10 protein-coding genes are annotated in these 16,163 nt (G+C 58.7%); 5 read left to right on the plus strand and 5 right to left on the minus strand.

The features are described from left to right. Positions 1-15: 15 nt before the first annotated feature. The 5 genes from ACIOZM_RS01205 to ACIOZM_RS01225 all read left to right on the plus strand — a co-directional run bounded on the left by ACIOZM_RS01205 (position 16) and on the right by ACIOZM_RS01225 (position 9,410). Complete coding sequence (locus tag ACIOZM_RS01205; RefSeq protein WP_401208504.1) at positions 16-3,195, plus strand: efflux RND transporter permease subunit; 3,180 nt, start codon at positions 16-18, stop codon at positions 3,193-3,195. Then, positions 3,192-4,613 carry an efflux transporter outer membrane subunit gene (locus tag ACIOZM_RS01210; protein WP_401208507.1) on the plus strand — a complete coding sequence of 474 codons (1,422 nt, stop codon included), beginning with the start codon at positions 3,192-3,194 and terminating at the stop codon, positions 4,611-4,613. The genes ACIOZM_RS01205 and ACIOZM_RS01210 overlap by 4 nt, the downstream gene beginning before the upstream one ends. 462 nt (positions 4,614-5,075) lie before the next feature. Next, positions 5,076-6,131 (plus strand): tetratricopeptide repeat protein, encoded by a 1,056-nt coding sequence (locus ACIOZM_RS01215; RefSeq protein ID WP_401208509.1) that lies wholly within the window; start codon positions 5,076-5,078, stop codon positions 6,129-6,131. Positions 6,132-6,240: 109 nt separating this feature from the next. Continuing rightward, positions 6,241-7,743, plus strand: a complete 1,503-nt coding sequence (locus ACIOZM_RS01220; RefSeq protein ID WP_401208512.1) for an ATPase domain-containing protein — start codon at positions 6,241-6,243, stop codon at positions 7,741-7,743. Continuing rightward, complete coding sequence (locus ACIOZM_RS01225) at positions 7,740-9,410, plus strand: ATP-binding protein (RefSeq protein WP_401208514.1); 1,671 nt, start codon at positions 7,740-7,742, stop codon at positions 9,408-9,410. Before ACIOZM_RS01220 ends, ACIOZM_RS01225 begins: the two co-directional genes overlap by 4 nt. Positions 9,411-9,531: 121 nt before the next feature. Here ACIOZM_RS01225 and ACIOZM_RS01230 read toward each other — a convergent pair whose 3' ends face one another. The 5 genes from ACIOZM_RS01230 to ACIOZM_RS01250 are packed head-to-tail and all read right to left on the minus strand — an operon-like array spanning position 9,532 to position 16,082. After that, positions 9,532-9,909, minus strand: coding sequence for a response regulator (locus tag ACIOZM_RS01230; RefSeq protein WP_401208517.1), 378 nt, complete (start codon positions 9,907-9,909; stop codon positions 9,532-9,534). 44 nt (positions 9,910-9,953) lie between these two features. Further along, entirely contained in the window at positions 9,954-11,168 is a 1,215-nt protein-coding gene (locus tag ACIOZM_RS01235; RefSeq protein WP_401208519.1) for an ATP-binding protein, read from the minus strand. Continuing rightward, positions 11,162-11,755, minus strand: coding sequence for a chemotaxis protein CheB (locus ACIOZM_RS01240; protein WP_401208522.1), 594 nt, complete (start codon positions 11,753-11,755; stop codon positions 11,162-11,164). Before ACIOZM_RS01240 ends, ACIOZM_RS01235 begins: the two co-directional genes overlap by 7 nt. Further along, positions 11,752-12,585 (minus strand): CheR family methyltransferase, encoded by an 834-nt coding sequence (locus tag ACIOZM_RS01245; protein ID WP_401208525.1) that lies wholly within the window; start codon positions 12,583-12,585, stop codon positions 11,752-11,754. The genes ACIOZM_RS01240 and ACIOZM_RS01245 overlap by 4 nt, the downstream gene beginning before the upstream one ends. Further along, complete coding sequence (locus tag ACIOZM_RS01250; RefSeq protein ID WP_401208527.1) at positions 12,585-16,082, minus strand: response regulator; 3,498 nt, start codon at positions 16,080-16,082, stop codon at positions 12,585-12,587. Before ACIOZM_RS01250 ends, ACIOZM_RS01245 begins: the two co-directional genes overlap by 1 nt. Positions 16,083-16,163 lie beyond the last annotated feature (81 nt).

The following is a 16,163-nucleotide window of genomic DNA, read 5'->3' on the forward strand; positions in this document are numbered from 1 at the left end:
GGGACGACAACTCCGATGAATTTTTCCCAATTCTTCATTTCACGGCCGATCTTCGCAGCGGTGCTATCGCTGTTGATCCTGATCGCCGGTGCGATCTCGCTGTTCCAGCTACCGATCAGCGAATACCCGGAAGTCGTGCCGCCAACCGTGGTGGTACGTGCCAACTTCCCGGGTGCCAACCCTAAAGTCATCGGTGAAACCGTGGCCGCTCCACTGGAGCAAGCCATCACCGGCGTCGAGAACATGCTGTATATGTCCTCGCAGTCCACCGCTGACGGCAAGATCACCCTGACCATCACCTTCGCCCTGGGCACCGACCTGGACAACGCGCAGGTGCAGGTGCAAAACCGGGTGACCCGTACCGAGCCGAAACTTCCTGAAGAAGTGACGCGCATCGGTATCACCGTCGACAAGGCTTCGCCCGACCTGACCATGGTTGTGCACTTGACCTCGCCGGACAAACGCTACGACATGCTCTACCTGTCCAACTACGCCATCCTTAATATCAAGGATGAGCTGGCGCGACTCGGTGGTGTGGGTGACGTGCAACTGTTCGGTATGGGCGACTACTCGCTTCGCGTGTGGCTCGATCCGAACAAGACGGCTTCGCGCAATCTGACGGCGACCGATGTGGTGACCGCGATTCGTGAACAGAACCGTCAGGTCGCTGCCGGTCAACTGGGCGCGCCCCCTGCCCCGAACGCCCAGAGCTTCCAGCTGTCGGTCAACACTCAGGGCCGTCTGGTGACTGAGGAAGAGTTCGAGAACATCATTATTCGCGCAGGCGATAACGGTGAAATCACTCGCCTCAAAGACATCGCCCGCGTTGAACTCGGCTCCAGCCAGTACGCACTGCGTTCGTTGCTGAACAACCAGCCAGCGGTAGCCATCCCGATCTTCCAGCGCCCGGGTTCCAACGCCATCGAAATCTCGAACGAAGTTCGCGGCAAGATGGAAGAGCTGAAGAAAAGCTTCCCGCAAGGCATGGATTACAGCATCGTCTATGACCCGACTATCTTCGTGCGCGGCTCGATCGAGGCGGTGGTTCACACCCTCTTCGAAGCACTGATTCTCGTGGTTCTGGTGGTGATTCTGTTCCTGCAAACCTGGCGCGCCTCGATCATTCCGTTGGTGGCGGTGCCGGTATCGCTGATCGGTACGTTTGCGGTGATGCACCTGTTCGGCTTCTCGCTTAACGCGCTGTCGCTGTTCGGACTGGTTCTGGCCATCGGTATCGTGGTCGACGACGCCATCGTGGTAGTGGAGAACGTCGAGCGAAATATCGAACTCGGACTCACGCCGGTCGAAGCGACCAAGCGAGCCATGCGTGAAGTGACTGGCCCGATTGTCGCCACGGCACTGGTGCTGTGTGCGGTGTTTATCCCGGCGGCATTCATCTCCGGCCTCACCGGTCAGTTCTACAAGCAGTTCGCTTTGACCATTGCGATCTCGACGGTGATCTCGGCGTTCAACTCGCTGACCCTGTCGCCAGCATTGGCTGCGGTGTTGCTCAAGAGCCACGACGCGCCGAAAGACCGCTTCTCGAAAGTGCTCGACAAGATCTTCGGTGCCTGGCTGTTCCGTCCGTTCAACCGCTTCTTTGATCGTGCCAGCCATGGTTATGTCGGCACCGTGCGCCGGGTTATCCGCAGCAGCGGCATCGCTCTGCTGTTGTATGCAGGCCTGATGGTGTTGACGTTCTTCGGCTTCGCTCATACCCCGACCGGTTTCGTACCCGGCCAGGACAAGCAATACCTGGTGGCCTTCGCGCAATTGCCGGACGCTTCGAGCCTGGATCGTACCGAAGACGTGATCAAGCGCATGTCCGATCTGGCCCTGAAACAGCCTGGCGTGGAAAGCGCCGTAGCGTTCCCGGGTCTGTCGATCAACGGCTTCACCAACAGCCCGAACGCCGGCATCGTGTTCGTGACCCTGAAACCGTTCGACGAACGTAAAGACCCAAGCATGTCTGCCGGTGCAATTGCCGGTGCCTTGAACGGTCAATTCGCGAACATTCAGGAAGCGTACATGGCGATCTTCCCGCCACCGCCGGTACAAGGTCTGGGCACCATTGGTGGTTTCCGTCTGCAAATCGAGGACCGGGGCAACCTGGGCTACGACGAGCTGTACAAAGAAACCATGAACATCATCAACAAGAGCCACAACGTGCCGGAACTGGCTGGCCTGTTCACCAGTTACACGGTGAACGTGCCGCAGGTCGATGCTGCTATCGACCGGGAAAAAGCCAAGACCCACGGCGTGGCCGTCAGCGACATCTTCGACACCCTGCAGATTTACCTGGGTTCGCTGTATGCCAACGACTTCAACCGTTTCGGGCGCACCTATCAGGTCAACGTTCAGGCCGAGCAACAGTTCCGCCTCGAATCCGATCAGATCGGGCAGTTGAAAGTGCGTAACAACAAAGGCGAAATGATCCCGCTGGCGACCTTCATCAAGGTCAGCGACACCTCGGGCCCGGATCGCGTGATGCACTACAACGGCTTCATCACCGCGGAAATCAACGGTGCTGCAGCCCCGGGCTACAGCTCCGGCCAGGCAGAGAAAGCCATCGAAAAATTGCTCAAGGATGAACTTCCGAACGGCATGACCTACGAATGGACCGACCTGACCTACCAGCAGATTCTGTCCGGCAACACCGCGTTGTTCGTGTTCCCGCTCTGCGTATTGCTGGCGTTCCTGGTACTCGCGGCGCAGTACGAAAGCTGGAGCCTGCCGCTGGCGGTGATCCTGATCGTACCGATGACCCTGCTGTCGGCCATTACCGGAGTGATTGCCTCGGGTGGCGACAACAACATCTTCACCCAGATCGGCCTGATCGTACTGGTGGGCCTGGCGTGCAAGAACGCGATTCTGATTGTCGAGTTCGCCAAGGATAAACAGCAGGAAGGTCTCGACCCTCTGGCTGCGGTTCTCGAAGCTTGCCGTCTGCGTCTGCGGCCGATCCTGATGACCTCGTTCGCGTTCATCATGGGTGTGGTGCCACTGGTGTTCTCCAGCGGTGCCGGTGCCGAGATGCGTCACGCGATGGGTGTGGCGGTGTTCTCCGGGATGCTCGGGGTGACCTTCTTCGGTCTGTTGCTGACGCCAGTGTTCTACGTACTGATCCGTAATTTTGTCGAACGCGGCGAAGCTCGCAAAGCGGCCAAGGCCCTGAAATTGGAGGCGCAACAATGAGACTGAAAGTCTTCCTGCCGAGCCTGCTGGTACTGGCCCTGAGCGCCTGCGCCGTCGGCCCCGACTACAAGACCCCGGCGACGGAGGCGGCCAACATCACGACCGCCACCGACGGCGCTGCCGGTCAGAAGAACTTTGACCGCTCGAAATTCGAAGGCATCTGGTGGCAGCAATTCGACGATCCGACCCTCAACCAGTTGGTGACTCAATCGCTGCAAGGCAACCGCCAGTTGCGCGTGGCCTTCGCGCGCTGGAAAGCCGCACGGGCGATTCGCGATGACGTCAGCAATGACGCCATGCCGACCATCACCAGCCGCGCCAGCAGCGATCTGGCCAAGGGACAAATCCCCGGCCAGACCACCAAACGGGTGAATAGCGAGCGCTATGACCTGGGCCTGGACATGGCTTGGGAGATCGATCTGTTTGGCCGCATCCAGCGCAATCTGGAATCGGCCGACGCCGAGCAGCAAGCAGTCGAGGCTGATCTGTACGAACTGCAAGTCACCATGATTGCCGAACTGGTGGACGCCTACGGTCAACTGCGTGGCGCTCAACTGCGGGAAAAGATCGCTGTGGCCAACCTGCAGAACCAGCAGGAATCGCGCAAGATCACCATCAGCCTGCGTGATGCCGGCGTCGGCGATCAGCTCGATGTCGAGCGTGCCGATGCGCGTCTGGCGGCGGTAGAAGCCAGCGTGCCGCAGTTGCAAGCGGAACAGGTTCGGCAGAAAAACCGCATCGCTACCCTGCTGGGTGAGCGTCCGGACAAACTCACCGTCGACCTGAGCCCGAAAGACCTGCCGGCGATTGCCAAGGCGTTGCCAATTGGTGATCCGGGCGAACTGCTGCAACGGCGTCCGGACATCCTCAGCGCTGAACGCAAACTGGCTTCGGCCACGGCGCGTATCGGCGTGGCCAAGGCTGATCTGTTTCCTCGGGTCAGCCTCAGCGGATTCCTCGGCTGGACGGCCGGGCGTGGTTCGCAGATCGGTTCTGCCGCCGCCAATTCCTGGGCGTTGGGCCCGAGCATCACTTGGGCCGCGTTTGACCTTGGCAGCGTGCGGGCCCGTTTGCGCGGCGCCGATGCGGATGCCGAAGGCGCGTTGGCGACTTACGAGCAACAAGTGCTGCTGGCACTCGAAGAGTCGGAAAACGCTTTCAGCGATTACGGCAAACGTCAGCAACGTCTGATTTCGCTGATCCGTCAGAGCGAATCGAGCCGCAAGGCCGCCGATCTCGCCGAGATTCGCTACCGCGAAGGCACCACTGACTTCCTCGTCCTGCTCGACGCTCAGCGTGAGCGCCTGAACGCCGAGGACAGTCAGGCCCAGGCCGAAGTCGATCTGTATCGCGGCATCGTCGCGATCTACAAAGCCTTGGGTGGCGGCTGGCAACCGGAGACTGTCGCCAGCAAGTAACAGATTTTCAAGAGCTCCTTTGGTTGGCCGCAACCAACCAATTCCTTTGCCCCGCGTATCATTCGGTCGCGGGGCTTTTTTGTGCCCACCAACAAAGGCAAGATCAAAAGATCGCAGCGTGCCGCAGCTCCTACAAAGGCAGCACGAAATACCTGTAGGAGCTCACGAGTGAAACGAGGCAGCGATCTTTTGATCCTGTTTTTCAATGGCAAGATCAAAAGATCGCAGCGTGCCGCAGCTCCTACAAAGGCAGCACGAAATACCTGTAGGAGCTCACGAGTGAAACGAGGCAGCGATCTTTTGATCCTGTTTTTCAATGGCAAGATCAAAAGATCGCAGCGTGCCGCAGCTCCTGCATGGGCGGCGAGTAATGGGTGGCGATCTTAAGCAGGGTTTGACTCGCAGCCCTTGCTGACCGAAGCTTGCCCTTCCGCTCCAGAACGACAGCTCCCGGAAACCTGCATGTCTCAGTCCCGCCGCTACCTGTTCATCAGCCTCGGCCTCGTGCTTGTCATCATTGCTGGCTGGCTGGCCCTGCGCAGTACCACGCCAGTGGTGCCCGAGGCGATCCGTCATGGCTACAGCGAAGCACTGGATGCCGCACGAAAAGGCCAGCCGGGTGCCGCACGCCAGTTGTATCAGCAGCTTGGGCGCCCGGATCTGTCGGTCAAACGTCGAGTCTGGTTGCACGCCGAACTGGCCAACTACCCAAGTCCGCAGGCCTTGAAACTGGCGGACGCCGACCTGCAAAACGAAGCCCCCGAAGTGCGTTTGGCCGCCATCAAGAGCGTGGTGGGTCTGGTGCCGGGCGGACAACGCAGCCTGTTGCTCGGGCCTATGCTCGAAGATCAGGATCAGACCGTGCGTTTCGCTGCGATCAACGCCCTGCTCGGTCTGTCGCCAGATGAACTCGGCCTCTATTTCGCCCCGCTACAGCAAGCTATCGATGGTTGGGAGCAAGTGCTCAAAGGACAACCGGAAAGCGCCGAAACCTACGCACAACTGGCGCGACTGCATCTGCACAATGCCGAACTGAAACAGGCACAGCAAGCGCTGGAAAACACCCTGCGTCTGGAACCGGGCAACCTGCCGGCGCTGGTGATGCAGATCGACGTTCTCGACCGCCAGGGTCAGGTCGACGCAGCAAGGCAGTTATTGGCTCAGCAGCTCAAGGCCCAACCCGATTCCGCTTATTTGCAACACGCTCTCGGGCTGTGGTTGCTGCACCATGACCAGCAGGAATTCGCCCTGCTCGGCCTGTCCAAAGCCGTCGAGCTGGAACCGGACAACAAAGAGTATCGCTACGACCTCGCCACGACCCTGCACAAAGCCGAGGAGCTTGAAGCTGCGCAAAAGCAATTGCAGGAAATCGTCCAGCGCCACCCGGCCGACCGCAAGGCGCGGGTCTTGCTGATCAACTACTGGCAAGAAACCGGCCAACTGCAAAATGTCCAGGTTTTGCTGGCTCAACTGGAACAGATGAATCCAGACGATCCGGCGTTGCAGCAAGGGCTCTGAGGGATTTTCAGCGATACTTCGGAACTGCCATCACGGCCAGGGGTCAAGTATTTCAGGCGATCGGTTTCAATAAACCGCCTCGACTCCCCTAGTCATGAGAGGGCATTTTTTGTCTACATCTAACGCGTTGATCAGTGAAAAAGCCGCTACCGGCATCGTGGGTCTGGATGACATCCTGGCCGGTGGTTTGTCTCGTGGGCATGTGTTTTTGCTCGAAGGTGAACCCGGAACCGGCAAAACCACGGTCGCTCTGCATTTCCTCCGAGCCGGTGCGATGGCGGGCGAACGCTCGTTGTACATCACACTCTCGGAAACCGAGCGCGAACTGCGCCAGGGTGCGTTGTCCCACGGCTGGGAGCTCGACGACAGCATCGAAATCTTCGAGCTGACGCCTCCGGAAAGCCTGCTGAATGCCGAGCACCAGCAAAGTCTGCTGTACTCCTCCGACCTCGAACTGGGGGAAGCGACCAAGCAGATTTTCGAAGTGGTCGAACGCTTCAAACCAACGCGAGTGGTCCTCGACAGCCTGTCGGAGATTCGCTTGCTGGCGCAAAGCTCTTTGCGCTATCGCCGGCAGATTCTGGCAATCAAACACTACTTCGTGCGCTACGACGCCACGGTGGTGTTGCTCGATGACCTGACCACCGAGTCCCTCGACAAAACCGTGCACAGCGTCGCCCACGGGGTGATACGTCTGGAAGAACTGACGCCCAATTATGGCGCCGAACGCCGGCGCATCCGGGTGGTCAAGTATCGCGGGCAAAAATACCGTGGCGGCTTCCATGACTTCACCATCATGGGTGACGGCATACATGTGTTTCCTCGGCTGGTGGCTGCTGAACACCGTGGCGACTACCCACGCCTGCAATTGACCAGCGGCATCAAGGAGATGGATGCATTGCTCGGCGGCGGTATCGAAACCGGCTCCAGCACCTTGATTCTCGGCCCGGCCGGTACCGGCAAATCGCTGATCTCGATGATCTTCGCTGCGTCGGCCGTGGCGCGTGGAGAAAAAGCGGCGCTGTTTATCTTCGATGAAGAGTTGGGTTTGCTGTTTGAACGCATGAGAAATCTGGGCATCGATCTGAAGGCCTTGCAAGCCACCGGCAATTTGCTCATCGAACAGGTCGATGCCGCCGAGTTGTCGCCCGGCGAGTTCTCGCACCGCGTGCGCCGTTGTGTCGACGAACTCGACATCAAAACCGTGGTGATCGACAGCATCAACGGTTACCAGGCTGCGATGCCAGAAGAAAACGCGCTGGTGCTGCACATGCATGAATTGCTGCTGTACCTGAACCGTAAGGGCGCCGCGACCTTCATGACCGTCGCGCAACACGGTCTGGTCGGCGATATGCAGGCGCCGGTCGACATCACCTATCTGGCTGACACGGTGATTCTGCTGCGTTACTTCGAGGCGCTGGGCAAAGTGCGCCGGGCGATCTCGATCATCAAGAAACGTACCGGCAGCCATGAATCGACCATTCGTGAATACCGCATTTCTGCGCAGGGCATGACCATTGGAGAACCGCTGGAAACCTTCCAGGGCGTGTTGCGCGGCGTGCCGACTTACCTTGGCGCGAGCAATCCGCTGCTGCGGGAGGATAACTTGTGACAGTCAGCGAATCGCTGCCGGAACGGGCGCTGATCCTCGCGCCAATGGGCCGGGACAGTCAGATTGCGCTGATGATCCTCAACGAGGCGGGTTACGGCGGTTTGATCACCCCGGACCTCGCCACCTTGTGCGCCGAGCTTGAGCCCGGCGCCGGTTTACTGCTGATTGCCGTCGAAGCCTTGGGTGGGCCGGAGCTGGAATCACTGCTGTTGTATCTGGAGCAACAACCGGCCTGGTCGGATATGCCGATTGTGCTCTTGACGCATCACGGCGGCCCGGAACAGGCGCCCTCCTCGCGCCTCAGCGATCTGCTGGGGAATGTCACTTTCCTTGAGCGGCCGTTTCATCCGGCGACGCTGGTCAGTCTGGTTTCGACCACCCTGCGCGGTCGACGACGACAGTACGAAGCACGCGACCGGCTGATCGATCTCAGTGAAAGTGAACGGCGCCTGCAATCGACTCTGGAAACACTGGAGCAACAGGTCGAAGAACGCACCGCACAACTTCGCCACAATGAAGAAGCGCTGCGCCAGTCACAGAAGATGGAAGCGGTCGGCCAACTCACTGGCGGCATCGCCCATGACTTCAACAATATGCTCACCGGGATCATCGGCAGCCTGGAACTTCTGCGTCGGCGTCTGGCACGCGGGCGCACCGATGACCTCGACAGCCTGATCGATCTTGGCGTGACTTCAGCCAATCGCGCCGCAGGCCTGACCCACCGTCTACTGGCGTTTTCCCGTCGGCAATCGCTCGACCCCAAAGCCGTGCAGATGAACACGCTGGTGCTGTCGATGGGTGAACTGCTGCAACGCAGCCTCAACGAAAGCATCCAGTTGGACATGCGTCTGAGCGAGCAATTGTGGGTGGCGGAAGCCGACCCCAATCAGTTGGAAAGCGCCCTGCTGAACTTGGTGATCAACGCCCGCGACGCCATGCCCGAGGGTGGCAAGCTTGTGGTCGAAACCAGCAATCAGGTGCTTGGTCGCGAACTCACCGAGACCTACAGCAACCTTGAGCCCGGCGAATACGTGATGCTCAGCGTCACCGACAACGGCAGCGGCATGCCGCAAAGTGTGATCAGTCGGGCGTTCGATCCGTTTTTCACCACCAAGCCGATTGGCCAAGGCACCGGGCTGGGGCTGTCGATGATTTACGGTTTCAGCAAGCAGTCTGGCGGCCATGTCTCCATCGACAGCGAAATCGACCAAGGCACCACGGTCAAACTCTATCTGCCGCGTTTCCGTGGCGAAGAACTTGAGCAGCCCACTTCCATTGTCCAGCAACCTCCGGATGCCCTCGACGGCGAAACCGTGCTGATCGTCGAAGACGACCCGGCCGTGCGCGTGCTGGTCAGCGCGGTATTGAGTGAATTGGGATATGCCTTCGTTGAAGCCGGCGACGCTGATGGCGCGGTGCCGATTCTGGATTCGCCGCAGCGCATTGATCTGCTGATCAGCGATGTCGGGCTACCGGGGATGAACGGCCGGCAACTGGCGGAAATCGGCCGGCAATTCCGGCCTGGGCTCAAGGTGTTGTTTATTACCGGCTATGCCGAGCATGCTGCGGTGCGTGGAGGATTTCTTGATTCGGGAATGCAGATGATCACTAAGCCCTTCACCTTTGATCTGCTGACGGCAAAAGTCCGCGAGATGATCAAAAGCTAAACCTGTGCCGCAGAGCTGCGATCTTTTAAGGGAAAGATCAAAAGATCGCAGCGTGCCGCAGCTCCTACAGAGATCGGGCCAACCATTCCAATTGGGATCGGGTCAGCCGTGCCTACAAGCATCAGGCCAGCAGTTCCTGGATCTTTTCCTGCAATACGTCCAGGTCGAACGGCTTTTCGAGGATCGGTGCCTTGCGGGTGATCGGGCTGCCGGTCTCGCGGATTTCCTGCGGATAGCCGCTGATGAAAATCACCTTGAGTTCCGGCCGCAGCTTGACTGCGGGCTCGGCGATCTGTACCCCGGAGATTCCACCGGGCAGGCGGAAATCGGTAATCAACATGTCCAGATGCGGTTTGCTCGCGAGAATCTCGAACGCCTGCTCGCCGTTTTCGGCCTGTAACACGCGATAGCCGAGACCCGACAGATAGTCCGTCAGCACCATCAAGATAACCGGTTCGTCCTCGACGATGAGTACTACATCTTGTGCATCTACGCTCATGGGAAGCCTTTGTTCGGTCAATAGCTGCTGATACGACCGTGCGGTCAATCAGAGGTTGCGTCTGATTTGCCGTTTTCCTCGATCGGCAGACAAACGCGAAACAGGGCGCCCTCGTTGATTTCACTCTCGACGACGATTGAGCCGCCATGGGCGGCGACGATCTGCTCGGAAATGAACAGACCCAGTCCGAGACCAGCCACTACCGTCTTGGCGGAAACTCGCTCGAACTGTTGAAAAATACGCTTCTGATTCTCTTCGCTGATACCGATGCCGTGGTCCTGGACTTCAACCCGGGCCTCGTTGCCTTGACGATAGACCCGCACCTGCACCGGACTTCTGCCGCCGTAACGCAAGGCATTGGTCAGCAGGTTGGTGATCACCTGTTCGATACGGAACTCATCCCAGAAGCCTTCTACCGGCTCCGGCGCGGTCAGGGAGACTTCTGTTTCCGCCGCTTCCATCTGCTGCGCAAAATTCTGCAGCAAGGTGCTCACCAGCTTCACCAGATCGAAGCGATTCGGACGGATCGACAGCTTGCCGGTACGAATGCGCGACACATCGAGCATGTCTTCGATGAGCCGGATCAGGCTTTTGATCTGGCGTTCGTCGCGATCAACCATCGCGTGCATCTTGTCGAGGGTGAACGCCGCAGCGTTGTCCCGCGCCAGGTGCATCTTGCGCAACTGGGTTTCGAGTATCAGCCCGTTAAGTGGCGTACGCACCTCATGGGCGACGATTGACATGAAGTCATCCCGCATACGCACCGCTTGCTCAAGCTCCAGCTGCGTACTCTGCAATTGTTCGAGCAACGCTTCCTGTTCGCGGCGGCTCTGTTCCAGTGCTTCGACCTGTTGCTTCATGGCCTTGCTCTGGCGGTACAGATCGACGAAGACGTTGACCTTGCTCTTCACCGCATGGATATCCAGCGGTTTGTGCAGGAAGTCCACTGCCCCGCTCTCGTAACCCTTGAACGCGTAATTCAGTTCACGGCCGGCGGCGCTGACGAAAATGATCGGGATGTTCTTGGTTTTCTCGGTGCCGCGCATCAACTCGGCGAGTTCGAAGCCGTTCATGCCCGGCATCTGCACATCGAGGATGGCCATGGCGAATTCGTGCTGCAACAGCAGCGACAGCGCTTCGTCTGCCGACAGCGCTTTATAGACCATACGGTCTTCACGCTTGATCAACGCTTCGAGTGCCAGCAGGTTCTCCGGCAGATCGTCGACGATCAGCAATTTGGCTTGGATATTACTCAGCATGCGATTCGTTCCAGCTCGACAAGCATTCGGCCTATGCCGTTAATGTTAAGGACATGATCCGGCTGCTGAATGTTCAATGCAGCTTGGGGCATGGTGGCGACCTGTGCGTCTTCGGGGTCCTGCACAATGGTCAAACCACCGTGCCGCTTGACCTGCGCCAGACCGCGCGCGCCATCGTGATTGGCGCCGGTCAACAGCACCGCAGCCAGTGTTTTGCCGTAGACGTCGGCGGCGGACTCAAACAGGTAGTCGATCGAAGGCCGCGAGTAATGCAGGCGGTCTTCAAGGCTCAACGACAGGCTGCGATCCTGCTCCACCGACAAGTGATATCCGGGCGAAGCGAAATACACGGTGCCGGCCTCGATGTGCTGTTTGTCGTTGGCCTCTTTCGCCGGCAGGTTCAGGCGCCGGGCAAATACTTCGGCTAACAGACTGCGGCGCTCTTCTGGCAGGTGCAGCACGATAATGATCGGCAGCACAAAACCTGCGCGCAATGGCTCCAGCAGCTTGAGCAACGCTTCGACACCACCGGCCGAAGCGCCGATGACGATGGCCTCGACCCGAGGCAAGTCCACAACACCATTCATAATTTGCGGTAGATCCGTTCTTGCTTGACCAATGGCTCGAACTGGTTCGCATAACTGGAAAAATCCAGCGTTTCCTTGCTACCGAGCACCAGAAAGCCGCGATGACACAGCGACTCGTGAAACAGACCAAAGGCACGGTCCTGAAGTTTCTTGTTGAAGTAAATCAGTACGTTTCGGCAGGAAATCAGCTGCGTTTCGGAGAACACACTGTCGGTCGCCAGGCTGTGGTCGGCGAAGGTCACGTTCTCGCACAGGCTCTTGTCGAAAATCGCATAGCCATAAGCTGCGGTGTAGTAATCGGCAAACGAGCGTTGGCCGCCAGCCTGCTGGTAATTGGCGGTGTAGGCCCGCACGTTTTCCATCGAGAAGATGCCCTGCTTGGCCTTTTCCAGCGAACGTGGATTGATATCGGTGGCGTAAATAATCGTGCGATCCAGCAGGCCTTCTTCGCGCAGCAGAATGGCCATCGAATAGACCTCCTCGCCCGTGCTGCATCCGGCAATCCAGATCTTCAGCGACGGATAGGTGCGCAGCAGCGGCACTACTTCCTTGCGGATCGCAAGGAAGTGCGACGGATCGCGGAACATCTCGCTGACCGGGATCGTCAGCAATTGCAGCAACTGCATGAACGCCGTCGGATCGTGCAGGACTTTCTCCTGCAACGCCGAGATCGTTGCGCACTCGAACTGGCTCAACGCGTGTTGCACCCGGCGCTTGATCGAAGCGCCGGAGTAATCGCGAAAATCGTAGCTGTACTTGAGGTAAATGGCCTCGATCAGCAACCGCAGTTCGATTTCGCTGTTTCGATCAATTGGGTGAGTGCCTTCCACTAAATACGTTCCATCTTCGGTAGCCACACGCGAATCAGCGAGAACAGACGATCCAGATCGATGGGCTTGGCCAAGTAATCATTGGCGCCCGCTTGCAGGCAGCGCTCCTGATCGTCCTTCATGGCTTTGGCCGTTACCGCGATGATCGGCAGCTTGCGCCAGCGCGGGTCCTTGCGGATCTCGATGGTGGCTTCGAAACCATCCATCTCCGGCATCATCACGTCCATCAACACCAGATCGATGTCTTCGACTTCATTCAACCTTTCAATCGCTTCACGGCCATTTCGACCGATCACCACGACTGCGCCTTTGTGCTCCAGCGCACTGGTCAGGGCGAAGATGTTGCGCACATCGTCGTCCACCAGCAGCACTTTGCGACCCTCGAAGACCTTGTCGCGGCTACGCGCGGTCTTGAGCATCTTCTGCCGTTCATGGGACAACTGTGATTCGACTTTGTGCAGAAACAGTGTGACCTCGTCCAGCAAACGCTCCGGCGAGCGTGCGCCTTTAATGATGATCGAGCGCGAATATTTGCGCAGGTCGGTCTCTTCATCACGAGTCAGGTTGCGCCCGGTGTAGACGATCACTGGCGGGAACGAGCAGATGTCCTCGGTGGACATCCGCTTGAGCAGGTCATTACCAAGCATGTCCGGCAGTTTCAGGTCGATCACCATGCAGTCGTAGATCGTCGTGCGCAGTTTATCCAGCGCTTCCTGAGCCAGACCGACGGCGGTGATTTCGATGTCGTCATCACCGATCAGGCGGGCAATGCTTTCACGCTGCAAGTCATCATCTTCGACCAGCAGCACGCGTTTGACCTTTTGAGTCAGCTTGGCTTCGAGACGTGCGAACACGTCCTTGAGTTCTTCGCGGGTGGTCGGTTTGACCGCATAACCGATGGCGCCCATGTGCATCGCGGCTTCGACGCGATCCTCGACCGAAATCACATGCACCGGGATGTGCCGGGTTTCGGCATGTTCCTTGAGGCGTTGCAGTACGGTCAGCCCGGAATGGTCCGGCAGGCGCATGTCGAGCAGGATCGCGTCCGGCAAGAACTCGCGCGCCAGGTCATAACCTTCGTCCGCGCCATGGGCGACCAGGCACTGATAACCCAGTTCATGGGCCAGGTCGTAGAGGATGTGGGCGAAGTTCGGTTCGTCCTCCACCACCAGAATGCAGCGGGTGGCGAACGGTGCATTGCCACGGTCGTCAGCAAAACGCGGAATGTTGATCGGTGCCATCGGCGAAACCGCAATCGATGCCACAGGCGCCGGTGCCGGGGCTTGTGGTGGCGGAGTGAAGGTCAGCGGTTGACGCGGCGACTCGCCGGGTTCGAGATACTGCTGCGGCAACACCAGCGTGAACACACTGCCCTGCCCTGGCGCGCTGCTGACGCTGATCGAGCCGCCAAGCAAGAACGCCAGATCGCGGGAAATCGACAGCCCGAGCCCGGTGCCGCCGTACTTGCGGTTGGTGGTGCCATCGGCCTGGCGGAACGCTTCGAAAATGCTTTCCTGCTGATCCGCTGCGATGCCGATCCCGGAATCACGCACGATAAAGGCAATACGGTCATCCGGCTGGCCGGTGATGGTCAGGCTGACAGTGCCTTGCTCAGTGAATTTCACCGCGTTCGACAGCAGGTTCTTCAGCACCTGTTCCAGACGCTGTCGGTCGGTGTACAGCATGGTCGGCGCGTCCGGTTGCAGATCGACGCTGAAGGTCAATTTGCGATCCTTGGCCAGCGGTTCGAAGACGCCACGCAGGCCGTCCGCCAGACGAGCGACGCTGGTGTTTTCGGCAATCACTTCCAGTTTGCCGGCCTCGACCTTGGAGATATCGAGGATGTCGTTGATCAGGTTCAGCAGATCGTTGCCGGCGGAGTAGATCGACTCGGCAAACTTGACCTGTTCGGCGCTGAGGTTGTCCTGCGGGTTCTCGGCCAGCAGCTTGGCGAGAATCAGCGAACTGTTCAGCGGCGTGCGCAGTTCGTGGGACATGTTGGCGAGGAATTCGGATTTGTACTTGCTGGAGCGCTGCAACTCTTCGGCGCGCTCTTCAAGCTGCACCTGAACCTGATTCAGTTCGGTGTTTTTCAGATCCATCGCATCGCGCTGCTCGGCGAGGGTCTGCGCCTGTTCGGCGAGTTGCTCGTTGGTCTGCTCCAGTTCGACCTGCTGGGTTTCCAGGTGCGCCTGGGATTCCTTGAGAATCCGCGATTGTTCTTCCAGCTCTTCGTTGGCGGTCTTGAGTTCTTCCTGCTGCACCTGCAACTCTTCGTTGAGTTGCTGGGTTTCGGCCAGTACTTCCTGCAAGCGCTGACGATAACGCGCCGCTTCGATGGAAGTGCCGATATTGCCGGCAATCAGCTCGAGTAATTCGATATCGCGATCTGCCAGTGGACGCAAGAAACCCAGTTCGATCACGCCATTGACCCGCTCGTCGTCGCTGGTTGGTACCACCAGCACGCTGTGCGGCAGGCCTTCGCCCAGACCGGAGCTGACTTTGAAGTAATCCGCAGGCACTGAATCCAGACGAATCAGATGACCTTGCTGGGCTACCTGGCCGACGATCCCCTCACCGCTGTAGATCAACTGTTGCTGATCTTCCTGCTCACGGGAGAAACCATAGGACGCCACGCGCTTGAGGCCGCCGTGTTCTTCGCGGACATACAGCGCCGCCACTGCCGTGCCGAGATATTGAGCACAGAATTGCAGAATGTTGCGGCCCAGCAGATTCAGAGTCAGCTGGCCCAGCACCTGCTCCGCCAGCTCGGTCTGACCGCTGCGCATCCACGCCTGACGCTCCAGACGCTGAGCGCTGGCCTGTTGCGCTGCGAGGTTGGCGCTGTAGCTGTCCGACAGGCTGACCAGATCGCGCCGGCCGATATACGCCAGCAAACCGCTGATACCGGCAATAAACAGCAGATAAAGGGTGATGCTCCAGATCGTCGTACGGCGCACTTCTTCGTTGCGCGTGGTGCGCAACTGCTGCTCCATGTCGATCACGTCTTCGAACTGGTTGCGAATTTCATCGGTCAGGCGTTTGCCGCGCCCAGCCTTGACCGCCGCTTTATAGTCGCCGCTGGAGCGCTGCAGATCGATCATCGATTGCGCGTAAGTGCCCCACTCGGTCTGCAACGCTTGCAAACGACGCAGACGGTCGGTTTGCACCGGGTTGTCGGCGGTCAGTTCGAGCAAGGTATTGAGCGCCACGTTGATTCGCGGCTTGGCAGTTTCATACGGGTCGAGGAAGTGCTCGTCGCCGCTGAGCAGGAAACCGCGCATGCCGGTTTCCAGATCAACCGTGAGCTTCACCGCTTCGTTGGCGTTATTGATCACCCGGTCGGTATGCTCGACCCACTGGATCACCGACAGCAAATAGGTAATCAGCGAGACGAAGAAGATAGCGCTGATAGCGCCGACGCCCAGTGGCAGAGCGATGTTGCGGGTCAGAAGCTTACGAAACCGGCGTTCATCAACCGAAGACGGAGAGGACATGGGGCAGCCTTGTCGAACTGTTGAAACGTGGGAGTTTGCCCCAAAACGGTACGATCGATCCAATTTTCTGACGGATTCGGC

This window comes from Pseudomonas sp. NPDC087346 (assembly GCF_044744235.1).
GTDB lineage: Bacteria > Pseudomonadota > Gammaproteobacteria > Pseudomonadales > Pseudomonadaceae > Aquipseudomonas.

Bases quoted from the DNA above. Each gene is read 5' to 3' on its own strand.
- ACIOZM_RS01205 (WP_401208504.1), top strand. From the start codon at position 16: ATGAATTTTTCCCAATTCTTCATTTCACGGCCGATCTTCGCAGCGGTG.
- ACIOZM_RS01210 (WP_401208507.1), top strand. From the start codon at position 3,192: ATGAGACTGAAAGTCTTCCTGCCGAGCCTGCTGGTACTGGCCCTGAGC.
- ACIOZM_RS01215 (WP_401208509.1), top strand. From the start codon at position 5,076: ATGTCTCAGTCCCGCCGCTACCTGTTCATCAGCCTCGGCCTCGTGCTT.
- ACIOZM_RS01230 (WP_401208517.1), bottom strand. From the start codon at position 9,909: ATGAGCGTAGATGCACAAGATGTAGTACTCATCGTCGAGGACGAACCG.
- ACIOZM_RS01235 (WP_401208519.1), bottom strand. From the start codon at position 11,168: ATGCTGAGTAATATCCAAGCCAAATTGCTGATCGTCGACGATCTGCCG.
- ACIOZM_RS01240 (WP_401208522.1), bottom strand. From the start codon at position 11,755: ATGAATGGTGTTGTGGACTTGCCTCGGGTCGAGGCCATCGTCATCGGC.
- ACIOZM_RS01250 (WP_401208527.1), bottom strand. From the start codon at position 16,082: ATGTCCTCTCCGTCTTCGGTTGATGAACGCCGGTTTCGTAAGCTTCTG.